Raw genomic sequence first — 23,229 nt, 5'->3', positions numbered from 1 at the left:
GGTCAGGCCTCCTGGATGTCGGCCCGCGCACCGGACTGCTCCATGAAGCGGGCCCTGGCCCGCTCCGGGTAGGAGGAGGTGAAGCGGACGGGAAGAACGAAGCCGGCGATCTGGATGAGGATCGAGTAGGTCACACTCAGCGCATAGGCCGAGACGACCGCCTGCGCTATCGCGGTGAGGGTGAAGGACAGCGCCCAGGCCGCCGTGAGCACCACGTTGATGCGACGGAAGAGGGGGGTGTTCCAGACCTCCGGCGGGGCCATCCGCCGGGCGATGCCCATCGTGAAGGGCCGCTGCACGGCGATCGACACCCAGGCGATCAGCGCCAGCCAGCCCATCGAAAGGGCGCTGCCGTACAGCTTGAGGCCGCTGTCGGGGCGGGCGAAGGCCAGCGCGCTCATGGCCGCAAAGAACACGATCGTGCCGTACTCCAGCAGGCGGTAGTCGACCGAGAGGCCCGCTGCGCGGTCGGAGACGAGCAGCCCGATGGACACCACCAGCGCGGCGAGCGCACCCCACTGCCAACCGACCGACGAGACCCCCGCGAAGACCAGCCACGGAACGAAACTCCGCAGGTAGTTCATGAATCCCCCTCATCGCCAGCGGCCGCGCTTCTCGCACCCGCACATTCCAAGTTCGACATGTCGAATGTAGAAGCTCCACTCCTGACATGTCAATAGTGGAAGGTGAAGGTAGGGTGTGACCATGAGCCTGAGACACGCTGTACTGGGCCTGCTGGCCGAATCTCCGGCCAGTGGCTACGACTTGATGAAGCTGTTCAATGCGACGCTCACGAACGTGTGGCCGGCTACCCAGAGCCAGGTGTACGGCGAGCTCAACAAGCTCACGACCGCCGGCCTGGTCGAGGTCGCCGCCCACGGCCCCCGCGGCCGCAAGGAGTACGCGATCACCGAGGACGGGCTGACCGAGCTGCGCCACTGGCTCACCGAGGTCACCCCGAGCGGCCCCGCCCGCCATGACGGCCTGTTGCGCGTCTTCTTCCTCGGCGTCATCACCCCGCTCGAAGCGCAGACGTACCTGCTCCAGCAGGCCGAGGGCGCCGCCCGGGCCCGCGCCTCGTACGAGCACATCGAGCAGACCGCCCACTGGGACGAGGAGATGATTTCGGTCTACGGGCGGATCGCACTGGAGTACGGCCTGCGGATGTCGGCGGCCCACGAGGAGTGGGCCCGCTGGGCGGCCGAGGAGGTGACCAGCGCGAAGGCGCAGAAGGCGGGCGAGCTCGCACGGCGACAGCACACCGGACGCGGCGCGGGGGACGACCAGGAAAAGGGTGACCACGAGGAGAACGACCACGTAGAGGGAGGCCGCGGAGCGGGAGACCGCGAAGTGGAGCACCGCGAAGAGGCCGACCGCGCGGCGGAAGCGGAGAAGAAGGCGGAAGCCGGGGAGAAGAGGAGCGGCGACGGAGAGTGACGCCCCCGGCGACCGCACCGGTCGGGGCGGACCCCCGCGCGGCGCACACCGGCCCGCCCCGGCCGTGAATTCAGGTGCCTCCGCGCACCTCCACGCGGCACCCTGGAGGCATGGACGACCCGCGCTCCGTGCGCATCTCGAAGTATCTGGCGAAGCATTTGCGCCATTCCCCGGAGCGAATCGGCCTCTCGCTCGACGCCCAGGGCTGGGTGCCCGTCGAAGAGCTCCTCGCGGCCGCCGCGCGCCATGGCTTCCGGTTCTCCCGGGCGGAGCTGGCGGCGGTGGTCGCCGACAACGACAAGCAGCGCTACGCCATCGAGGGCGGCCGGATCCGCGCCAACCAGGGCCACTCCGTGCAGGTGGACCTCGACCTGCCACCGTCCGTACCGCCCCCGCACCTCTTCCACGGCACGGTGGTCCGCAACCTGGCCGCCATACGAGAGGAGGGGCTGCGACCGATGTCGCGGCACGCCGTCCACCTCTCGCCCGACCGCGACACCGCGACCCGGGTGGGCGCGCGGCGCGGCAAGCCGGTGGTGCTGACCGTGGACGCGGCGGCGATGCACCGGGCCGGCCACGTCTTCCAGGTCAGCGCCAACGGCGTCTGGCTCACCAGCCGGGTACCGGCGGCGTTCCTCCGCTTCCCGGGCTGAGTCCGACACCGTTCGGCCGATCGCCGCCGGGCCGCAGCCGGCTCACAACCCCGGCGCACCCCACACCGGGAACCACCGCGCCAGATCCTGCTCGACCGTCAGATCGTCCCCGAGCATCGCCCGTACCTGTAGTTCGAGCGGGTTGTCACGCTGCTCGCCACCGTCCGGCTTCGGCGCGAAGGGGTAGAACGTGCCGCGCTTGTAGAGGTAGACGAGCGCCAGCGGCCGCTGCCGGTCATCGCGGAAACCGAGCAGCGAGCACAGCAGCTGCGGGCCGAACCCCGCCTCCTCCAGGGATGTGTTGACCGCGTGCAGGTCGTTGACCAGGCCCGCCACGTCGTCCGGCGCGTGCCGGACGAGCAGCCACGTATAGCCGTACCCGTCCTGGGTGAACTCCACCGAGCCGTCCAGCAGGGACCGCGCCTCCTCCTGGATGCGCGAGAACGCCCCGCCCTCGACGCTCGCGAAGCACACCGACCCGACGCCGGTGGGGGTGAACCCGGCCGCGGCCTGGAGCGTCACCGCGGCGGACGGCAGCGCGAAGAGCTGGTCGAGATCGGGGCGGACCGGTTTGCTGCGGCCGAGGATGGCGTCCAGAAATCCCATGCGCGGCTTACTCCTTGGTCATCGCTGCGGACTGCGTCCCTGCCACCGGCCGCTCCTCACGGCCGTCCCAGCTCGGCCGCTATCCGCCCCAGCTGGTCCAGCCGCTGCTCCAGCGTCGGGTGCGAGGACAGCAGCCGGTTGAAGCTCTCCTTGTTGAACGCCGGCGCGAAGTAGAAGGCGTTGAACGGCTGAGCCTTGCGCAGGTCCTCGGTCGGGATCCGCGCGATCTGGCCGGTGACCTTCGTCAGCGCCGAGGCCAACGCCGAGGGACGGCCGGTCAGCAGCGCGGCGGCCCGGTCGGCGGACAGCTCGCGGTAGCGGGACAGCAGCCGGGTCAACAGGAAGCTGATCGCGTAGACGACCACGCTGACGGCGGTGACGACGAGCACGGCGATGGCCGCGTTCTGGTCCCGGTTGTTGCGCCCGACGCCGCTCCACAGGGCGGCCCGGGTGATGATCCCGGCCAGGACGCCGAGGAACGACGCGATGGTCATCACCGCCACATCGCGGTGCGCGACGTGCGAGAGCTCGTGGGCCAGCACGCCCTCCAGCTCCTCCGGCTGGAGCCGCCGCAGCAGCCCGGTCGTCGCGCACACCATCGAGTTCTTCTGGTTACGCCCGGTGGCGAAGGCGTTCGGCACGTCCGACTCGGCGATCGCGACCCGCGGCTTGGGCATATCGGCCAGCGCACAGAGCCGGTCGACGGCGCCGTGCAGTTCGGGCGCCTGCTCCGGCGTGACCTCGCGCGCGCCCATGCTGAACGCCGCGATCCGGTCGCTGTACCAGAACTGCGCGACGAACAGCGTCCCGGCGATCAGCAGCACCACCACCCAGGCGCCCTTGAGCAGCACCACCAGCACGCCGACGACCACGACGTACAGCAATCCGATGAAGAACATCGTCGTGACCATGCGCGAGGTCAGCCCGCGGTCCGGGGCGAATCGGGTCTGTGCCATGACTCCTCCACAAACGCCGCACTTCGCGCAGTGCGCCGGCCCGCTCGCGCGCCGGTCTCGCCCGCGCGCCGCGCCCGCCACACTGCGCCGCTGTCCCGATTCTCCCTCTTCGTGGCTATACACGGGGTAAAGCCGAGGCCAGGACGGCGGGTGCGTCGGACCGGGGCGGGCCGCCGCATAGGACACCGACGGCGAGCGGCCGCCCTACGGGGTGCCCAGCTGCGCCAGCCCCTCCGTGGCGATCCGCTCGAAGACCGCGACATCGGCCTCGAAGACCGAATCGGCGATCGGCCAGTGGATGACCAGCTCGTCGATGCCCAGCTCGCCATGGCGTCCGGCGAAGTCGACGAAGGCGTCCACGGAGTCCAGCGGGCGGTCCGGGGTGAAGCCGGTCAGCATGATCTTCTGTAGGTCGGCGGCGTCCCGCCCCTGGTCGACGCAGGCCTTGGCGAGCCGCTCGAGCTGCCCGCGGACCGCCTCCAGCGACTCGTCCGGTGTGCCGCCCCCGTTCGAGACCTTGGGATCGCCGGTGGTCACCCAGGCCTGGCCGTACCGGGCGGCCAGCTTCATCCCGCGCGGCCCGGTGGCCGCCACCGCGAACGGCAGTCGCGGCCGCTGCACACAGCCGGGGATGTTGCGCGCCTCGTCGGCGGAGTAGTGGGTGCCCTGGTACGAGACGGCGTCCTCGGTCAGCAGCCGGTCCAGCAGCGCCACGAACTCGGCGAAGCGGTCCGCCCGCTCCCGCGGCGACCAGGGCTCCTGGCCGAGCGCGGTGGCGTCGAAGCCGTTCCCGCCGGCGCCGACCCCCAGGGTGACGCGGCCGTCGCTGATGTCGTCGAGCGAGATCAGTTCCTTGGCGAGGGTGACCGGGTGCCGGAAGTTCGGCGAGGTGACGAGGGTGCCCAGGCGCATCCGGGAGGTCGCCGCCGCGGCCGCGGTCAGCGTCGGCAGGGCGCCGAACCAGGTCTGCTCGCGGAAGCTCCGCCACAAGAGGTGGTCGTAGGTGTACGCGGCGTGGAAACCCAGCTCCTCGGCGCGCTGCCACACCTGCCGCCCTCCTTCGGACCAGCGGCGGACAGGGAGTATCACGGTGCTCAGTCGCATACCTCCGAGCGTACGGCCGCCCGGATGGCGCGAACGGTGCGCCCGTCCCCTCACGGACGGCCCACAGATTCGGCTCATACGCGCAACCTGCCGCACGCCTGTGCGCAGCGGTACGGGAAGATGGGCCCGTGACTGATGCCTCCGCCACGCCACCCCGGGTACCCGCAGCGGCCGTTGCCCCCCGGCTGATCGCCACCGACCTCGACGGCACGCTGCTGCACGACGACAAGACGGTCTCCGACCGGACGATCGCCGCGCTCGCCGCCGCCGAGCGAGCCGGCATCGAGGTGTTCTTCGTCACCGGGCGCCCGGCCCGCTGGATGGGCGTGGTCAGCGACCATGTGCACGGTCACGGCCTGGCGATCTGCGCGAACGGCGCGGCCGTCGTCGACCTGCACCGCGGCGGCCGGATCGTCGAGGTCAGCCCCCTGGACCGGACCGTCGCGCTGGACGTCGTGGAGGCCCTGCGCAGCGCCGTGCCCGACACGTCGTTCGCCGTCGAGCGGACCAGCGGCATCCATTACGAGCCGCAGTACCCGCCCCTCCTCCTGGACCCGGCCGCGGTCGTCGCACCGGCGGAGAAGCTGCTGGCCGAGGACTTCGTACCGCCGCTCGGCCCCACCGGGGACGACGATCCGGCCTTTCCCGACCAGCCCGTCATCAAGCTGCTGGCGCACCACCCCGACCTGGAGCCCGATGCGTTCCTGGCGCTGGCCCGGGAGGCCGCCGGCGACCTCGCGTCCTTCACCCGGTCCAGTCCCACCGCGTTGTTGGAGATCAGCGGCCTCGGGGTCAGCAAGGCCGGCACCCTCGCCCACTGCTGCGCGGAGCGCGGCATCTCACCGGAAGAGGTCGTCGCGTTCGGGGACATGCCCAACGACATCGAGATGCTGACCTGGGCGGGCACCTCGTACGCCATGGCCAACGCGCACCCCGAGGTGCTGGCGGTCACCACGGGTCGGACCGCCTCCAACAACGACGACGGCGTCGCGGTCGTCATCGAGGAGATCCTCCAGCGGTACGGCGGCGAACGGGACGACCGGCAGCGCTGACCGGCCGGCGGGCGCACGGGTCCGTCCCCGAGGGGTCGGGGACGGCGAGGCCCTACAGCGGCGCCTCCCAGGTCACCGTCGTCCCCGCGCCGTCCTCGCCCAGCCCCGGGCCGTAGGTGCTGGAGCCGCCCAGCGACTCCGCACGCTTGGCGAGGTTGCGCAGACCGCTGCGGCGGCCGCCGTCCGGAATGCCGATGCCGTCGTCGGCGACGGTCAGCCGGACGCCGTCGGTGCCGTCCGGCAGGCGGATCGTGGCATCGACCACGACCTCGATCCGGGAGGCCCGGGAGTGCCGGAAGGCGTTCGACAGCGCCTCGCGCAGCGCGGCGATCAGGTTCTTTCCGGTCAGCTCACCGACCCGGGCGTCGACCGGGCCGACGAAGCCGGCCGACGGCTGGAACCCCAGCGGTACCGCGGCGGTGCCGATCTCGCGCAGGACCCGGGTCCGCAGCCCGGACGGCGCCTCGGCCGGGCCCTGCTGGAGGGCGAAGATCGCCGTCCTGATCTCCTGGATGGTGACGTCCAGCTCATCGACGGCCTTGCCGACGCCCTGCGCCACCTCAGGGACGACCGACCTGCGCTGTGCGCTCTCCAGCATCATGCCGGTCGCGAACAGCCGTTGGATGACGAGATCGTGCAGGTCACGGGCGATCCGGTCGCGGTCCTCGTAGACCGCGAGCCGTTCCCGGTCGCGCTGGGCGTCGGCCAGCACCAGCGCCAGCGCGGCCTGCGCGGCGAACTGGGTGGCCAGCGTCCGTTCGGCGGCCGTGAACGGGCGGGCGCCCCGGGACCGCGGGGTGGCCAGCGTGCCGAGCACCCGGCCGCCGCTCTTGAGCGGCAGCATCATGCTCGGCCCGAAGCGGGGCGCGATGGCCGTCACCATCCGCGGGTCGGTTGCCGAGTCGTCCACGAACACCGGCTCCCCGGCGAGGAGTTGTTCGGCCACCGGGCTGTCGGGCGGGATCTGGGTCCCCATGATCCCGGTGGGGTCGTCCGCCGACACCGCGACGATCTCCAGCCCGCCCTCGTCATCGGGCAGCAGGACGATGCCGGCCGCCGAATCGGCCAGCTTGCGGGCCTGCTCGGCGACCACCGCGAGCGCCTCGTCGACATCGCTGCCGGCGAGGAGTTCGGTGGTCACCGCCACCGAACCGTCGATCCACCGCTCCCGCTGGCGGGTCGCGGCGTGCAGCCGGGCGTTGCCGATGGCGATACCGGCCTCCGTCGCGAGCACCCGCACCATGTGCAGGTCCTCCTCGCTGAACTCCCCGCCGCCGCGCTTCTCGGTCAGGTAGAGGTTGCCGAAGATCTCCCCCTGGACGCGGACCGGCACCCCCAGGAACGTCCGCATCGGCGGGTGCCCCGGCGGGAATCCGGCCGAGCGGGGGTCCTGGGTGAGGTCGGCCAGGCGCATCGGCTGGGGGTCGTGGATCAGTGCACCGAGCAGGCCCTTGTGGCCGTCGGGCAGGGCGCCGATCCGCCGGTGCTCCTGCGCGGTCACGCCGTACGTGACGAAGTCCGACAGCCCCTCACGGGCGTCGTCGATGATCCCGATGGCGGCGTAGCGGGCGTCCGCGAGCTCGGCGGCGGTCTCCACGATCCGGTCGAGGGTGATGTGCAGATCGAGGCCCGCCCCGACGGTACGCATCGCCTCCAGCAGCTGCGGCACCCGGGCGGTCAGCTCGGAGGACAGGCCCTGAAGGCTGCGGGTGGCCTCGGTGGCGGCGTCCATGGGGTCGGGGGCGGGGTCCATGCCCATGAGCCTAATAAGGGGGCATTTGCAGGGAAAGTTCAGTTATGGGGCCGTCGAGGCACGGACCGGCCCTTCGCTCTGGCACGGGAAGACAGACCCTAGCTAGGCCCCGGCCCGTACGCTCCCGGCCTCGCCGTACGCCGCGTCCACCGCCCGCTCCCGCTCCAGCATCCGCCGGAACGGGCCGTCGGCGGCGGCCAGCTCGGCGTATCCGCCGCGCTGCACGGCCCGGCCGCGCTCCAGCACCAACACCTCGTCGACCGCCTCCAGACCGCTGAGCCGATGCGTGATCAGGACCGTGGTTCGGCCCTCGGTCGCGGCCAGCAGGTCGGCGGTCAGCGCATCGGCGGTGGCCAGGTCGAGGTGCTCGGCCGGCTCGTCCAGGACGAGCACCGGGAAGTCCGCCAGCAGCGCACGGGCCAGGGCCAGCCGCTGCCGCTGACCGCCGGACAGCCGGGCACCGTGCTCCCCGACCATGGTGTCCAGGCCGTCGGGCAGCCCCCGCACCCAGTCCGCGAGCCGCGCCCGGCCGAGCGCCTCCCACAGGTCCTGGTCATCGGCGCCGTCCCGGCCGGCGGACCGGTCCCGGCGGGCGAGCCGGAGGTTCTCCCGCAGCGAGCTGTCGAAGATGTGCGCGTCCTGCGCGCACAGCCCCACCAGCCGCCGCACCGCGTCGCCGTCCATCGCCTGGGCGTCCGTTCCGCCCAGCGTGTACGCCCCCGACTCCCGGTCCAGGAAGCGCAGCAGCACCTGCGCCAGCGTGGACTTGCCGGCCCCGGACGAGCCGACGACGGCGAGGCGGTGGCCGGCCGTCAAGGTGAAGCCGATGCCGTCCAGCGCCGGCCGGTCCTGGCCGGTGTGGCGCGCGGTCATATCCCGTACGACCAGCGGGAACGGCTCCTCGGGCGGTTCCACGGGCGTGGTCGGCTCCTGCACCGGCGCGGGCGCGTCGAGCACCTCGAAGACCCGCTCGGCGGCGCGCCGGGTGCGCTGCCGGTACTGCACGGCCAGCGGCAGCCCGGTCACCGCCTCGAACGCGGCGAGCGGGGTGAGCACCACGACCGCCAGCGCCACCCCGTCCAGGCGCCCCGCCTGCACCGCCTGGACACCGACCAGCGCAGCCGCGGCGACGGTCAACCCGGACAACAGCGCCGAGAGTCCGGCGCCGGTCCCCGCCACGGCGGCCGAGCGGCCCGCGATCCGGGTCAGCTCGCGGTCCGCGCGCCGCACCGACTCCGTACGGGCGGGCAGGGCACCGGCCACCGTCAACTCGGCGGTACCGGTGAGCACATCGACCACGCGGGTGGCGAGGCGGCCACGGGCGGGGGCGAGTTGACGCTCCGTCCGTCGGGCCAGCGCACCCGAGAGCACCGGCACCGCCGCGCCCGCGAGCAGCAGCCCCACGGCGAGGATCACACCGGCCTCCGGCAGCAGCCAGCCGGTGAAACCGACGGCGCCCGCACCGACCAACACCGCCGCCCCGACGGGCAGCAGCCAGCGCAGGAAGTAGTCCTGCACCGCATCGACATCGGCGACCAGCCGCGACAGCAGATCGCCGCGTCGGCGCTGCACGAGCCCGGCCGGCGCCAGTCGCTCCAGGCGGCGGAAGACCGCAACCCGCACATCGGCGAGCATCCGGAAGACCGCGTCATGGGCGACCAGCCGCTCGGCGTACCGGAAGACCGCGCGCCCGATGCCGAACGCCCTGGTCGCGGTGACCGCCACCATCAGATACAGCACCGGCGGCTGCTGCGCGGCCCGCGAGATCAGCCAGCCGGAGGTCGCCATCAGACCCACCGCGCTGCCCAGCGCAAGGCTCCCGAGCAGCAGCGCCAGCGCGAACCGCGCGCGACGGGCCCGAGCCGTCCGCCGCAGTCGGGCGAGCGCCGAACCACCGGTGGCGGCGGGAGCCGCAGCGGTGTCGCCGTCGACCGTCATGGGCGGCACGGAGGCCCCGGTGGCGGTTTCACGTGAAACCGCCACCGCACCGGTATCCGCCACCGTCGCCGGGCCCGGAACCCCGGTCGGCTCCGGCAGCCGCACCACCCGGTCCGCCACCGCCAGCAGCGCCGGCCGGTGGACGACGAGCAGCACCGTACGACCGACCGCGAGCCGGCGGACCGCGGCGACGATCGCCTCCTCGGTCTCGCCGTCCAGGTTCGCGGTGGGCTCGTCCAACAGCAGGATCGGGCGGTCGGCGAGGAAGGCACGGGCCAGCGCCAAACGCTGCCGCTGGCCGGCCGAGAGCCCGGCGCCGGATTCGCCGAGTGGGGTCGCCGTACCGTCGGGGAGGGCGTCGATGAAGTCCAGTGCACCGGCGTCGGCCAGCGCGGAGCGCACCGCGGCGTCGTCCGCGTCGGGCCGCGCCAGCCGTACGTTCTCGGCGATGGAGCCGGCGAACAACTGCGGCTGCTGCGGGACCCAGGCGATGCGCCGCCGCCAGCTGTCGGGGGCGAGGGAGGCGATGTCCCGGCCGTCGACGAGGGCCCTGCCCTCGTACGGTGCCGTGAAGCCGAGCAGCACGCTCAGCAGGGTGGACTTCCCGGCGCCGGAGGGCCCGACCAGCGCCACCGTCTCGCCGGGCCGGACCTCGAACGAGGTGGCGGGGAGCGAGTCCGCGGTCCGCCCGGGGTGGCGGACCACGAGGTTCTCGACGGCCAGCCCGGTGCCTTGCGGCGCGGGTGCGGTGCCGGGCGCGGCGAGCGGCCTCTCCAGCACCGCGAAGATCTCCTCCGCGGCCGCCAGCCCCTCGGCCGCGGCGTGGTACTGCGCGCCCACCTGCCGCAGCGGCAGATACGCCTCGGGCGCCAGGACCAGCACCATCAGGCCGGTGTAGAGGTCCAGCTCGCCGTGCACCAGCCGCATCCCGATGCCGACCGCGACCAGCGCGACGGAGATGGTGGCGAGCAGCTCCAGCGCGAAGGAGGAGAGGAAGGCGATCCGCAGGGTGCGCAGGGTCGCGCGGCGGTACTCGCTGGTGATGGTGCGGATGGCGGCGGCCTGGGCCTTGGCCCGACCGAAGACCTTGAGGGTGGGCAGCCCCTCGACGACGTCGAGGAAGTGTCCCGACAGCCGGGCGAGCAGCCGCCACTGGCGGTCCATCCGCGACTGGGTGGCCCACCCGATCAGGACCATGAAGAGCGGGATCAGCGGAAGGGTGAGGACGATCGTCAGCGCCGAGATCCAGTCGCCGGTGACGATCCGGGCGAGCACCGCGACGGGGACGACGACCGCCAGCCCCAACTGCGGCAGATAGCGGGAGAAGTAGTCGTCCAGGGCGTCGACACCACGGGTGGCGAGGGTGGTGAGCTCACCGGTACGCAACTCCCGGCCGCGGTCGTCGGCCGCGGCTCCGACGTCCGGCCCCAGCTGCGCCGCCCGTTCGACCAACCGCATCCGCAGCTCGGACTTCACCGCCGCGCTGGCGCGGTGCGCGGCCAGTTCGCTGAGCCAGGAGACCAGACCGCGCCCCACGGAGACCGCGGCGAGCAGCGCCAGCGGTGTGGCCAGACCGCCGAGACCGAGACCGTGCTGGAAGGCACCGACCACGATCTCGGCGATCAGCATCGCCTGGCCGACGACCAGGCCCGCTCCGGCCAGCCCGAGCAACACCACCACGACCAGGAAGCCGCGGGTGGCGTGGGCGTAACGGAGCAGACGCGGGTCGACGGGTTTCACGTGAAACATTCCATCCTGCTGAGGCCGCCCCGAGGGGCGGCGGTTCAGCTAGTGGGATTCGGCGATGTGCTGCGTACCGATGCGCTTGCGGAACACCCAGTACGTCCACCCCTGGTAGAGCATCACGAGGGGCGCGGCGATCCCGGCACACCAGGTCATGATCTTCAGGGTGTACGGGCTGGACGAGGCATTGCTGACCGTGAGGCTCCAGCTCTCGTTGAGCGTGGACGGCATGACGTTCGGGAAGAGCGTCAGGAACAGCATCGCGACCGTGGCCGCGATGGCGATCCCCGAGCAGGCGAACGCCCAGCCCTCGCGCCCGAGCCGGTTGGCACCGAGCGCCGCGACCAGCCCCACCACCGCGACGATCATGGCGATCAGGCTGCTGCCGTCGCCCTTGTCGGCCTGCGTCCAGCCCAGGAAACCGACCACCAGCACGGCGGTGATCAGCCCGAGGACGGTCGCCGTCTTGCGCGCCCGTTCCCGGATGTCGCCCACGGTCTTGAGCGAGGCGAACACCGCACCGTGGAAGGTGAACAGCACCAGCGTGACCAGCCCGCCGAGGAGTGCGTACGGGTTGAGCAGGTCGAGCAGGCTGCCGACGTACTCCTTGTGCGCATCGATCCGCACACCGCGCACAATGTTGCCGAACGCCACACCCCACAGCACCGCGGGCAGCAGCGAGGTCCAGAAGATCGCCGTTTCCCAGTTGCGCTGCCAGCTCTCCTCGTTCCGCTTGGCGCGGTACTCGAAGGCCACACCGCGCACGATCAGACAGACGAGGACGAGCAGCAGCGGCAGGTAGAAGCCGGAGAACAGGGTGGCGTACCAGTCGGGGAAGGCCGCGAAGGTGGCACCGCCCGCGCTGAGCAGCCAGACCTCGTTGCCGTCCCAGACCGGGCCGATGGTGTTGATCAGTACGCGCTTCTCATGCCGGTCGCGGGCGAGCAGCTTGGTGAGCACGCCGATCCCGAAGTCGAACCCTTCGAGGAAGAAGTACCCGGTCCAGAGGAAGGCGATGAGGACGAACCAGACGTCGTGGAGTTGCACAGTCGCCTCCTAGTACGAGAAGGCCATCGGCCGGTCGGCGTCGGCACTGTCGCCGCCGATCTTGGTGGGCGGGTTGAGGTCGGAGTCGGTGAGCTCCTGGGGGCCGGCCTTGACGTACTTCACCAGCAGCTTGACCTCGATCACGGCGAGGATCGCGTAGAGCGTGGTGAAGACGATCATCGAGGTGAGCACCTCGCCCTGCGAGACGCCCGGGGAGACCGCGTCCGAGGTGCGCAGCACGCCGTAGACGACCCAGGGCTGGCGGCCCATCTCGGTGAAGATCCAGCCCCATGAGTTCGCGATGAGCGGGAAGCCCAGCGTGATGAAGGCCAGGGACCAGTACCACTTGCTCAGCCGGGCGCCGAGCACCTTGTTCTTGGTGAGCGCGAGGTGCGGTGGCTCCTCGTCCCCCGTCCGCAGCCCCGGCGCCAACCAGAACTTCTTCCGGGTGAGCCAGAGTCCGGCGAGTCCGATGGCGAACGACGACATGCCGAAGCCGATCATCCAGCGGAAGCCCCAGTAGGCGACCGGGATGTTGGGCCGGTAGTCGCCCGGCCCGAACTTCTGCTGCTCGGACTTGTTGACGTCGTTGATGCCGGGGACCGGCGAGGTGAAGTCGTTGTGGGCGAGGAAGGAGAGCAGGCCGGGCACCTCGATGGCGACCTTGTTGTGGCCCTTGTCGACGTCTCCGTAGGCGAAGACCGAGAACGGCGCCGGCTGCTCCTTGTCCCAGAGCGCCTCGGCTGCGGCCATCTTCATCGGCTGCTGCTTGAACATGACCTTGCCGAGCGTGTCACCGCTGACCGCGGTGAGGATGCCGGCTATGACGAGGGTGACCAGTCCGAGCCGGAGCGAGGTCCGCATGACCTTGATGTGCTTCTTGCGCATCAAGTGGTACGCGGAGATGCCGACCATGAACGCGGCACCGGTCAGGAAAGCCGCGGTCAGCGTGTGGAACACCACCACCAGGGTGGTGTCCTGGGTCAGCACCTTCCAGAAGTCGGTGAGCTCGGCCCGCCCGTTCGCGGCGTTGTACTTGTAGCCGACCGGGTGCTGCATCCAGGAGTTCGCGGCGAGGATGAAGTACGCCGAGAGCATGGTGCCGATCGAGACCATCCACATGCAGAAGCAGTGGATCTTCTTGGGCAGCTTGTCCCAGCCGAAGATCCACAGACCGATGAAGGTGGACTCGAAGAAGAAGGCGATGAGCGCTTCGAAGGCCAGCGGGGCGCCGAAGACGTCGCCGACGAACCGCGAGTAGTCGGACCAGTTCATGCCGAACTGGAACTCCTGGACGATGCCGGTGACGACACCCATCGCAATGTTGATCAGGAAGAGCTTGCCCCAGAACTTGGTGGCCTGGAGGTACTTCTCCTTGCCCGTTCGCACCCATGCGGTCTCAAGTCCGGCCACCAGAGCGGCAAGGGAGATCGTCAGGGGGACGAACAGGAAGTGGTAGACGGTCGTGATGCCGAATTGCCATCGCGCCAGTGTCTCTGGCGCCAACGCCAGCTCCACGCCTTTCTCTCCTTACGTCGCCATTGCCCTAGGGCAATGTCCCTTTTGCGTCACATAAAGCGGTACATACCGGGACGGGCTTGTGAACGCGTTCACATTCACAAGCAATTATCTCCTACGCCTTCGCAACCTTGGCATTGGGGGGTACGTGACCGCGGTCACGCGCGAATCCACGGCATGTGAACGATTCCGCCGGGCCCGCCAGGGCCTTCAGGGTGCCCGTTTCCTGGGTTCACTCCCTATGGCCGTTCCGCACGACCCCTTCCCCCGAACTTCAACATATTGTTGAATTTACCGCCATGAAGATCCGCATCACATGGCCCGCAGGGCAATTGACCGCCACGCTCGACGACACCCCGACCGCCGCGGCCCTCATCGCCGCACTGCCGGTCGACTCCACCGCCCACACCTGGGGCGACGAGGTCTACTTCGACACCGGGCTCACCCCCGCACTGGAGGCCGACGCCCGCCAGGTCGTCGCACCCGGCACGGTCGCCTTCTGGCCACCGGGCAACGCCCTCGCCCTGCCCTACGGCCCCACCCCGATGTCCGAGGGGGACGAGCCCCGCCTCGCCTCCCCCTGCAACGTGCTGGGCCGCATCGACGGCGACCCGCGCGCACTGGCCACCGTCCGCAGCGGCGACCCCATCCACGTACAAAAGGCCTGAGGCCGCGGGTCGGTGGACCCACGGCCTCAGTACACGGCTCCAGGCGCCGCACGGCGCCTGCAACGGCTTACAGCGCCTTGCGGAACTCCTCCGCGGCCTGGAGGAACAGGTCCATCGCCGCGCTCTCGCCGATCGTCACCCGTACCCCCTCGCCGGGGAACGGCCGCACGACCACCCCGGCCCGCTCGCAGGCCGCCGCAAAGTCCGTCGTCCGGTCCCCCAGCCGCAGCCAGACGAAGTTCGCCTGCGTCTCGGGGACCGTCCAGCCCTGCCCGAGCAGCCCCTCGACCACCCGCGCACGCTCGGCCACCAGCGCATCGACCCGCTCCAGCAGCGCCGCCTCGCTGCGCAGCGACGCCACCGCCGCCTCCTGCGCGAGCTGGCTCACCCCGAACGGCACCGCCGTCTTGCGCAGCGCCGCGGCCACCGGCTCGTGCGCCACCGCGAAGCCGACCCGCAGCCCGGCCAGGCCGTACGCCTTGGAGAAGGTGCGCAGCACGCAGACATTGGGGCGGTCGCGGTACAGGTCGATACCGTCCGGCACCTCGGGGTCGCGAATGAACTCGCGGTACGCCTCGTCCAGCACCACCAGGACGTCGCCCGGCACCCGGTCGAGGAAGGACTCCAGCTCCGCACGGTGCACGACGGTGCCCGTGGGGTTGTTGGGGTTGCAGACGAAGATCAGCCGGGTCCGGTCGGTGACCGCGGCGAGCATCGCCTCCAGGTCGTGCACCTCACCGGAGGTCAACGGGACCTGCACGGAGGTGGCACCGGAGACCTGGGTGACGATCGGGTACGCCTCGAACGACCGCCACGCGTAGATCACTTCGTCGCCCGGCCCGGCCGTCGCCTGGACCAGCTGCTGGGCCACGCCCACCGAACCGGTCCCGGTCGCCAGGTGCTCCAGCGGCACCGAGAAGCGCTCGGACAGCTCCGCCACCAGGCCGGTACAGGCCAGATCCGGGTAACGGTTGAAGGAACCGGCGGCGGTCACCGCGCTCTCCAAGACGCCGGGCAGTGGTGGGTAGGGGTTCTCGTTGGAGGACAATTTGTAGGTGACGACATCACCGGTGGGCGCCGGCCGGCCCGGCTTGTAGGTGGGGATGCCGTCCAGCGCAGCACGCAGTTTCGGGGTCTTCTCGCTCACCGCAGGTCCTCCTCGAACCATCCCGCTCATCTCCAATACTGCACACCTTATGAGGATTGACCTGTTCGGCGGCAGCCCCGGCCGCACACAGCACGGACGCCGCACCCCGCGCACCCCCGTCTCCTGCCACTCGGAGAGCACCGCGCGCAACCCACAGGGGCGCGCTCCCCGAAAACTCGCGCGCCGGTGGCTTGCGCCGTGGCGCGCATCCCTCGTCAAGGTGACTTGAGACCTCTTCGAGACCTGAAGCGATCGACAGGTAAGGGCCGTAGATCACCCTCCGAATGGTCAATATAGATGCCAACGCCCTTTATTTCATAGGTAATTGACGGCTGATCACCATGCAGAAACGTGCCTTTCCATAGCCGTCCGTCGAGCCCCGCGAATGGACCTACCGAGCCCTACTATCGGCTCGCCATGACAGCAGCAGGGAAGCACCAGGTGAGCCGGTCGACCGGTCGCCGGCTGGGGCGGGCGGGCATCCGGGACGTGGCCGCCGCAGCCGGTGTGTCGATCACGACCGTCTCCGACGCGCTCAACGGCAAGGGCCGGCTTCCGGATGCCACCCGTAGCCATGTCCGCGAGGTGGCCGACCGGCTGGGCTACCGCCCGTCCGCAGCCGCCCGCACGCTCCGTACCGGCAAGTCAGGGCTCCTCGGCCTGACCGTGACCACGTACGGGGATGAACCTTTCACCTTCACCGAATTCGCGTATTTCGCCGAGATGGCCAGAGCCGCCACCTCCGCCGCGCTCGCCCGGGGGTACGCGCTCGTCATCCTCCCCGCGACGTCGCGCCACGACGTGTGGTCCAACGTCGCACTGGACGGCACCGTCGTCATCGACCCCGCCGACGGCGACCCCGTCGTCACCGAACTCGTACGGCACGGCATCCCCGTCGTCTCCGACGGCCGACCCGGCGGCGCTCTGCCGGTCACCGGCTGGGTCGACAACGACCACGAGGCCGCCGTCCTCAGCCTGCTCGACCACCTCGCCGACGCCGGCGCCCGCCGCATCGGCCTGCTCACCGGCACCACCACCGACACCTACACCCGACTCTCGACCACCGCCTATCTGCGCTGGTGCGAGCGGGTCGGCCAGGACCCGGTGTACGAGTCCTACCCGGCGCACGACCCGTGCGCGGGCGCCGTCGCCGCCGACCGGCTGCTGGCCCGCCCGGACCGGCCGGACGCCGTCTACGGACTCTTCGACCCCAACGGCACGGACCTGCTCGCCGCCGCCCGGCGCTACGGCCTGCGGGTGCCGGAGGACCTGCTGCTGGTCTGCTGTAGCGAGTCCACCGTCTACGCGACCACCGAGCCGCCCATCACCACCCTGTCGCTCAAGCCCCGCCGCATCGGCACCGCCGTCGTCCAGATCCTCATCGACGCCATCGAGGGACTCGACAACGGGAGGCCCATCGAACAGGTGATACCGACCGATCTGATCGTGCGGACCTCTTCTCAGCGACGGTCCCCCAGAACGACCGTCAGCCCGCCGCGGGGACCCGCCGGAGACTGAGTGTGCAGCCGCACACGAACGAGCGGGCGTACCGGCCGGTGCCGGGCGCCCCCGCATGCCAGGAAAAAACAGGGCGATCTCGGGAGAAATCAGCCGCGAATGTCAGGCTCCGTCGGATTGACCACCCCCGGGTGCGTCACAAGCCGCGATCGGCATTCCTATGATGGGCGCACGACACCGCGGACCGCCGTCGACCAGGCACGGGTCCGATAGGTGCACGGCGGCGCGATGGTGGAGGGGTCGATGACTCAGGGGGCCAGTGAGGGACCCATGGTGTGGACCATGGCGGGGCAAACTCCGGAGTCCGCTCCGTTGCCCGGAACTCCCTCCGGCACGTCCGCGGGTTCCCCCTTCCCGCCTGCCGGTCCGCCGCTGCATCTGCCCGTCGGTCCGCCGCCCGTGGCACCCCCCGTGGTTCCGCCCGCCGCCCCGCCGGCCGAGGACTACACCCCGACCGCCCGTGACCTCCCGGTCATCACCCCGGTCCGTACGGACACCCTCATCGATCACCCGGCCGTCGTCCCGGCGCCCGAAGCCGCGAGCGACTCCCACGCGCCGGAGGGCCTGGGCCCCCTGTTCGTCGTCGGCGATGTGCACGGCTACTACGACGAGCTGCGCGAGGCGCTGGCCGCCGAGGGCCTGATCGACGCCGACGGCGACTGGGCGGCGGGCAACGCCCGGCTCTGGTTCCTCGGCGACTTCACCGACCGCGGCCCGGACGGCATCGGCGTGATCGACCTGGTCATGCAGCTCTCCGCGCAGGCCGCGGCGGCCGGCGGCTACTGCAAGGCCCTGATGGGCAACCACGAGCTGCTGCTGCTGGGCGCCAAGCGGTTCGGTGACACCCCGGTCCAGTCCGGCGCCGGCACCGCGTCCTTCCAGGCCGCCTGGCTCCTCAACGGCGGCCAGAAGAGCGACATGGACCGCCTTGAGGACCACCACCTCCAGTGGATGGCCCGGCTGGACGCCGTGATGGAGGAGGACGGGCACCTGCTCGTGCACTCCGACACCACCGCCTACCTCGAGTACGGCGACTCGATCGAGGCCGTCAACGACACCGTCCACGACGTCCTCACCCGCAGCGACGCCGACGAAGTCTGGGACCTGTTCCGCAAGTTCACCAAGCGGTTCGCCTTCCGCGACGAGTCCGGCTCGCAGGCCGTGCGCGAGCTCCTGGACGCGTACGGCGGCGACCGCGTCGTCCACGGGCACAGCCCGATCCCGTACCTGCTGGGCGAGGTGGGCACGGAGGACAGCGAGAGCGACGGCATCACGGTCGACGGTCCGCACGTCTACGCCGACGGTCTGGCCATCGCCATGGACGGCGGCATCACCATGGCCGGAAAGCTGCTGGTCGTTCAACTTCCGCTGACTGACTGAGCGTTCGCTGGGCAGATGTACCGCGGACCGGCGGGTGGTCGGTCGGGTCGGAAACAGGAGGCGGCACGGGCGGAATCCGGTCGTGGCATTACTCAATTTCCGTAAACTCTCTGTCACCCCGCGCCGGAGTCGCTCTACCATCGGTCTATCCGTAGCAGGCTCTCCTCCGTTTCCGCCCACCGCCCGGCCAACGCCGGCCGTACGGCCCTACGGAGCATCGGGGGATGCACATGAACAGCGCTCCGCACCTGCTGAACGAGGACCGCGCGGAATTCGCGCGGCTCCTTGATGAAGCGCTGCGTACCGCCGCATACCGCTCGGACGACCCCAGCGCCGGAGCGGAGAAGCACCTCAATACCGAGCAGTTGCGCACGATGGCGCTCAATGCGACCACCGCGATCGCCGCCTGCGCCACGGCCGAATACCAACGTTTCGTGCAGTTGCGTGCCGAACTGCGCGCGCCGGCGTCCACGCTGTCCGGCACCGGCGCGAACGGACCGACAGAGGACGAGACCACTGGCGAAGGACCGGGATCGGCCACCGCGGGCGAGTCCAAAAACACCGGTGCCGGACTGGCCGCGATGGTCACCGTCCTCGCCCCGGTCCTCGCGGGCATCGCCGCCGTGCTCTTCCTCCTCATCGGCTACGCCCTGCGCGCGATCAGCCCCGACAAGTCCCTCGCCGAGCCGCTGATCAGCGTGGGCTGGATCTTCGCCGCGCTCACCGCCGCCGGCGCCCTCGTCGCGATGGGCGGCCTGGTGGTCACGGCGCTGCGCAACGGCTCGTCCGCGCAGAACACCAGAGCCGAGGAGCTGGGCGCGGCACTGGACCTCGCGCACGAGGCCTGGCGGCACGCCCTCCTGGAACGCGGGCTGCTGCCCTTCCTCCGCGAGGCGCTGGCCGACCCGGCCGCCAGCCCGGACGACGACCCGGTCCGCTACGTCCCGCGCCGCACCACGGCCCCCGAGAGCCGCATCCCCACCCTCGGCTACACCCGCCCCGAATTCACCAGCCCCGACACCGGCTCCGCACGCACCCGCCCCCGTTACTCCAGCCCGGACTTCACCAGCCCGGACTACGGCGGGCCGGACCACCCGGCGGAGTAGCCGGATTCAGCACACGCGCACCCCAGGGGACCGTTGTACGCGGCAGTGTGTGGTGGAGGCACCAGTGTGTGGTGGAGACACCATCAGCCCCCACCACACACGCGGTCGACCGATCAGTCCGCCAACGGCAGGTACACCCGGTTCCCTGCCGCCGCGAACTCCTTGGACTTCTCCAGCATCCCCGCCTCGATCTCCTCGGGGGTCGCGTCCGCATCGCCGCCGAACTGCTCGGTGATGCTTCGGCTGATCTTCATCGAGCAGAACTTCGGGCCGCACATCGAGCAGAAGTGGGCCGTCTTCGCCGGCTCGGCGGGCAGCGTCGCGTCGTGGAAGGCGCGGGCCGTGTCCGGGTCGAGGGCCAGGTTGAACTGGTCCTCCCAGCGGAACTCGAAGCGGGCGTCGGAGAGCGCGTCGTCCCATTCCTGGGCGCCCGGGTGGCCCTTTGCCAGGTCTGCCGCATGGGCCGCGATCTTGTAGGTGATGACACCGGTCTTGACGTCGTCGCGGTCCGGGAGGCCCAGGTGCTCCTTGGGCGTCACGTAGCAGAGCATCGCGGTGCCCCACCAGGCGATCATCGCCGCGCCGATACCGGAGGTGATGTGGTCGTAGGCGGGTGCGATGTCGGTGGTCAGCGGGCCGAGCGTGTAGAACGGGGCCTCTTCGCAGATCTCCTGCTGGAGGTCGATGTTCTCCTTGATCTTGTGCATCGGGACGTGGCCCGGGCCCTCGATCATGGTCTGTACGCCGTGCCGCTTGGCGATGGTGTTCAGCTCGCCGAGGGTCTTCAGCTCCGCGAACTGTGCCTCGTCGTTGGCGTCCGCGATGGAGCCGGGGCGCAGGCCGTCACCGAGCGAGTAGGTGACGTCGTAGGAGGCGAGGATCTCGCAGAGCTCCTCGAAGTGGGTGTAGAGGAACGACTCCTTGTGGTGCGCAAGGCACCAGGCGGCCATGATCGAACCACCACGGGAGACGATGCCGGTCTTGCGACGGGCGGTCAGCGGCACGTACCGCAAGAGCACACCGGCGTGCACCGTCATGTAGTCGACGCCCTGTTCGGCCTGCTCGATGACGGTGTCCTTGTAGATCTCCCAGGTCAGCTCCTCGGCCTTGCCGTCGACCTTCTCCAGCGCCTGGTAGAGCGGGACGGTGCCGATCGGGACGGGGGAGTTGCGCAGCACCCACTCACGGGTGGTGTGGATGTTGCGGCCGGTGGAGAGGTCCATGACCGTGTCGGCGCCCCAGCGGGTCGCCCAGGTCATCTTCTCCACCTCCTCCTCGATGGAGGAAGTGACCGCCGAGTTACCGATGTTGGCGTTCACCTTCACCAGGAAGTTCTTGCCGATGATCATCGGCTCGATCTCCGGGTGGTTGACGTTGGCCGGCAGCACCGCGCGTCCGGCGGCGATCTCCTCGCGCACGAACTCGGGCGTGACGTTCTCGCGGAGCGCGACGTACTCCATCTCCGCGGTGATCTCACCCCGCCGCGCGTAGGCGAGCTGGGTGACGACGGCGCCGTCCCGGCCGCGGCGCGGCTGGCGGGGGCGACCGGGGAAGACCGCGTCGAGGTTCTTCAGCCCGCCGCGCGGGGAGGTGTGCTTGAGGCCGTCGTCCTCCGGCCGCATGGGGCGACCCGCGTACTCCTCGGTGTCGCCGCGGGCGATGATCCAGTTCTCCCGCAGCGGCGCCAGACCACGGCGGACATCGGTGTCGATATTCGGGTCGGTGTACGGCCCGGACGTGTCGTAGAGCGTCACGTCCTTGCCGTTGGTGAGGTGCACCCGCCGGACCGGGACCCGAAGATCCGGCCGCGATCCGGAGACATAGCCCTTGTGCCAGCCGATCTGCGGCTCGTTGCCGCCGCTGGCATCGTCGTCGTTTTTGGGCGTGCGTGCATCCTGCAGAGTCATGGAGACCCCAACTCCCTACGCCGGCATTACCCGGTAACAGGTTCGGCGGTCGACGCAGCGGCTTCCATCCGTCGACGTTTCACGTGAAACGTCGCTGGGACGGAGGTCAGCGCCCTCTCAGCCCGGTGCTCCGAGCTCCCGCGATTGCAAAGGTGCCACCACGGTAGCGGCCGATGCAGCGGGGTGAACAGGGGGCCCCATGAGTTCTTGGGATGATCTGGCGGTGAGCTCCCACGCGTCGCACCACCATGCCGCCCCGCACTCGCATACGCACGGCCACGGCCCGGCCGCGCCGGTCTCCCGGCATCTGCGGAAGGTGATCGCGGCCGTGCTGATCCCGTTCGCGGCGGCAGTGGCGGTCGGTCTGGTCGTGCTCTGGCCGGGCGGCGCGCCGCCCCACAAGCCCTCCGGTGTCGGCTTCGACCAGCCCACGGAGAAGGCCAGGGTCATCAAGGTGGTCGAGGTGAACTGCGCCGACGTCCACGCCGAGCAGCAGTCCCAGCCACCGTCGCCGACGGGACAGCCACCGGCCGGGGGAGCGGCCAAGGGCAAGCCCTGCCAGCAGGCGACGATCAAGGTCACCACGGGGGAGAACGCCGGGCGCACCTTCCAAACCGTGGTGACACCAGACGCCCTGCGGCGCTATACGACCGGGCAGGACGTGGTGGTGGCGTACTCCCCCAAGGCGCCGAAGGACCTGCAATACGCGGTCAGCGATGTCGACCGGTCCCTCCCGATGTGGGTACTGGCGGCGATCTTCGCCGGGGCGGTCGTGCTCGTCGGCCGGTTGCGCGGCGTCCTCGCGCTGGTGGCGCTGGCGGCCAGCTTCGTCGTGCTGACGCTGTTCATCCTCCCGGCGATCCTGCAAGGCTCCGATCCACTGGTGGTGGCGATCGTCGGGGGCAGCGCGATCATGCTGATCGCGCTCTACATGTGCCATGGGCTGACGGCTCGTACCTCGGTGGCGGTGCTCGGCACCCTCGTGTCACTGCTGCTGATCGGGCTGCTCGGCTCGGTGTTCATCAACTGGGCGCTGCTGACCGGCAATACGGACGACACCACCGGCCTGGTGCACAGCCTCTATCCGAACATCGAGATCCACGGTCTGCTGCTGGCGGGGATCATCATCGGGTCGCTGGGTGTGCTCGACGATGTGACGGTGACCCAGACCGCCGCGATCTGGGAGCTGAAGGAGGCCGATCCCTCAGCCGGCTGGCGTGCGCTGTACGGCGCGGCAATGCGGATCGGCCGGGATCACATCGCGTCCGTGGTCAACACCCTGGTACTGGCCTATGCGGGCGCCGCACTGCCTTTGCTGTTGCTGTTCTCGATCGCACAGAGCAGCGTCGGTACGGTCGCCACGAGCGAGGTGGTCGCGGAGGAGATCGTCCGCACCTTGGTGGGCAGCATCGGCCTGGTCGCCTCCGTCCCGCTGACGACGCTGCTGGCCGCTCTGGTCGTCTCAGCCGACCGCAGGAGTCACGGCGCGCCCGGGACGTCCGTGGAGACGGGGACGGGTACGGAGACAGAGCCGGGCGCGGGCGCGCTGGTGGACGCGGCGGGCGGCCGGACGCATCGGCGGGGTGGGCACGGCAGACGCCGCAAGCGCTGAGGCATACGGGCCCGCGCACGGCGCGGGATGCACACGGGTACGCGGCACGGACCGGCGTACCCGTTGCGGCGCCGCACCCAACGG

18 protein-coding genes and 1 riboswitch are annotated in these 23,229 nt (G+C 70.6%); of the genes, 8 read left to right on the top strand and 10 right to left on the bottom strand.

Features of this window, described 5'->3' with window-relative positions:
- Window positions 1–2: 2 nt before the first annotated feature.
- On the bottom strand, window positions 3–584 hold the full coding sequence (locus tag AB0C96_RS02325; RefSeq protein WP_362912779.1) for a hypothetical protein: 582 nt from the start codon (window positions 582–584) through the stop codon (window positions 3–5).
- 121 nt (window positions 585–705) lie between these two features.
- Between AB0C96_RS02325 and AB0C96_RS02320 the strand changes: the two genes are divergently transcribed.
- The gene (locus AB0C96_RS02320) at window positions 706–1,437 is read left to right on the top strand and encodes a PadR family transcriptional regulator (RefSeq protein ID WP_362912778.1); all 732 of its coding nucleotides are present in this window, start codon (window positions 706–708) and stop codon (window positions 1,435–1,437) included.
- Between the two features lie 110 nt (window positions 1,438–1,547).
- Window positions 1,548–2,090 (top strand): RNA 2'-phosphotransferase, encoded by a 543-nt coding sequence (locus AB0C96_RS02315; RefSeq protein WP_362912777.1) that lies wholly within the window; start codon window positions 1,548–1,550, stop codon window positions 2,088–2,090.
- A 42-nt stretch (window positions 2,091–2,132) separates the two neighbouring features.
- Here the strand turns inward: AB0C96_RS02315 and AB0C96_RS02310 are convergent, their stop codons facing one another.
- The 3 genes from AB0C96_RS02310 to AB0C96_RS02300 all read right to left on the bottom strand — a co-directional run bounded on the left by AB0C96_RS02310 (window position 2,133) and on the right by AB0C96_RS02300 (window position 4,756).
- Window positions 2,133–2,696, bottom strand: a complete 564-nt coding sequence (locus tag AB0C96_RS02310) for a hypothetical protein (RefSeq protein WP_362912776.1) — start codon at window positions 2,694–2,696, stop codon at window positions 2,133–2,135.
- A gap of 56 nt (window positions 2,697–2,752) precedes the next feature.
- Window positions 2,753–3,652, bottom strand: coding sequence for a zinc metalloprotease HtpX (htpX, locus tag AB0C96_RS02305; protein WP_362912775.1), 900 nt, complete (start codon window positions 3,650–3,652; stop codon window positions 2,753–2,755).
- 204 nt (window positions 3,653–3,856) lie between these two features.
- Window positions 3,857–4,756, bottom strand: coding sequence for an LLM class flavin-dependent oxidoreductase (locus AB0C96_RS02300; RefSeq protein ID WP_362912774.1), 900 nt, complete (start codon window positions 4,754–4,756; stop codon window positions 3,857–3,859).
- 128 nt (window positions 4,757–4,884) lie between these two features.
- On the opposite strand from AB0C96_RS02300, the gene AB0C96_RS02295 reads away from it, so the two are divergent.
- Window positions 4,885–5,808, top strand: coding sequence for a Cof-type HAD-IIB family hydrolase (locus AB0C96_RS02295; protein WP_362912772.1), 924 nt, complete (start codon window positions 4,885–4,887; stop codon window positions 5,806–5,808).
- Between the two features lie 52 nt (window positions 5,809–5,860).
- On the opposite strand, the gene AB0C96_RS02290 is transcribed toward AB0C96_RS02295, so the two are convergent.
- The 4 genes from AB0C96_RS02290 to AB0C96_RS02275 form a co-directional block, all read right to left on the bottom strand.
- On the bottom strand, window positions 5,861–7,540 hold the full coding sequence (locus AB0C96_RS02290) for a GAF domain-containing protein (RefSeq protein WP_362912912.1): 1,680 nt from the start codon (window positions 7,538–7,540) through the stop codon (window positions 5,861–5,863).
- Between the two features lie 123 nt (window positions 7,541–7,663).
- The gene (gene cydD / locus AB0C96_RS02285) at window positions 7,664–11,239 is read right to left on the bottom strand and encodes a thiol reductant ABC exporter subunit CydD (RefSeq protein WP_362912770.1); all 3,576 of its coding nucleotides are present in this window, start codon (window positions 11,237–11,239) and stop codon (window positions 7,664–7,666) included.
- A 48-nt stretch (window positions 11,240–11,287) separates the two neighbouring features.
- Complete coding sequence (cydB, locus tag AB0C96_RS02280) at window positions 11,288–12,289, bottom strand: cytochrome d ubiquinol oxidase subunit II (protein ID WP_362912768.1); 1,002 nt, start codon at window positions 12,287–12,289, stop codon at window positions 11,288–11,290.
- Between the two features lie 9 nt (window positions 12,290–12,298).
- Window positions 12,299–13,807 carry a cytochrome ubiquinol oxidase subunit I gene (locus tag AB0C96_RS02275; protein ID WP_362912766.1) on the bottom strand — a complete coding sequence of 503 codons (1,509 nt, stop codon included), beginning with the start codon at window positions 13,805–13,807 and terminating at the stop codon, window positions 12,299–12,301.
- Between the two features lie 299 nt (window positions 13,808–14,106).
- Here AB0C96_RS02275 and AB0C96_RS02270 point away from each other — a divergent pair, with 299 nt between their 5' ends.
- Window positions 14,107–14,475, top strand: coding sequence for a cyclophilin-like fold protein (locus AB0C96_RS02270; RefSeq protein WP_362912764.1), 369 nt, complete (start codon window positions 14,107–14,109; stop codon window positions 14,473–14,475).
- A 67-nt stretch (window positions 14,476–14,542) separates the two neighbouring features.
- Here the strand turns inward: AB0C96_RS02270 and hisC are convergent, their stop codons facing one another.
- Window positions 14,543–15,622 carry a histidinol-phosphate transaminase gene (hisC, locus tag AB0C96_RS02265; RefSeq protein ID WP_362912762.1) on the bottom strand — a complete coding sequence of 360 codons (1,080 nt, stop codon included), beginning with the start codon at window positions 15,620–15,622 and terminating at the stop codon, window positions 14,543–14,545.
- A gap of 417 nt (window positions 15,623–16,039) precedes the next feature.
- Between hisC and AB0C96_RS02260 the strand changes: the two genes are divergently transcribed.
- From AB0C96_RS02260 to AB0C96_RS02250, 3 genes are all read left to right on the top strand, one after another.
- Window positions 16,040–17,140: a LacI family DNA-binding transcriptional regulator gene (locus AB0C96_RS02260; protein WP_362912760.1), complete on the top strand. Its 1,101-nt coding sequence runs from the start codon at window positions 16,040–16,042 to the stop codon at window positions 17,138–17,140.
- A gap of 228 nt (window positions 17,141–17,368) precedes the next feature.
- Window positions 17,369–18,520, top strand: a complete 1,152-nt coding sequence (locus AB0C96_RS02255) for a metallophosphoesterase (RefSeq protein ID WP_362912758.1) — start codon at window positions 17,369–17,371, stop codon at window positions 18,518–18,520.
- 224 nt (window positions 18,521–18,744) lie between these two features.
- Complete coding sequence (locus AB0C96_RS02250) at window positions 18,745–19,626, top strand: hypothetical protein (RefSeq protein WP_362912756.1); 882 nt, start codon at window positions 18,745–18,747, stop codon at window positions 19,624–19,626.
- Between the two features lie 113 nt (window positions 19,627–19,739).
- On the opposite strand, the gene thiC is transcribed toward AB0C96_RS02250, so the two are convergent.
- Window positions 19,740–21,533: a phosphomethylpyrimidine synthase ThiC gene (gene thiC / locus AB0C96_RS02245; protein WP_362912754.1), complete on the bottom strand. Its 1,794-nt coding sequence runs from the start codon at window positions 21,531–21,533 to the stop codon at window positions 19,740–19,742.
- Window positions 21,529–21,685, bottom strand: a riboswitch (TPP riboswitch). Its footprint overlaps the gene before it by 5 nt.
- A gap of 71 nt (window positions 21,686–21,756) precedes the next feature.
- Between thiC and AB0C96_RS02240 the strand changes: the two genes are divergently transcribed.
- Complete coding sequence (locus tag AB0C96_RS02240) at window positions 21,757–23,145, top strand: YibE/F family protein (RefSeq protein WP_362912752.1); 1,389 nt, start codon at window positions 21,757–21,759, stop codon at window positions 23,143–23,145.
- Window positions 23,146–23,229 lie beyond the last annotated feature (84 nt).

This window comes from Streptomyces sp. NPDC048506 (assembly GCF_040651315.1).
Lineage (GTDB): Bacteria > Actinomycetota > Actinomycetes > Streptomycetales > Streptomycetaceae > Streptomyces.
Note: the sequence above shows the minus strand (reverse complement) of the source record. Positions and strands in the feature narration are given on the sequence as shown.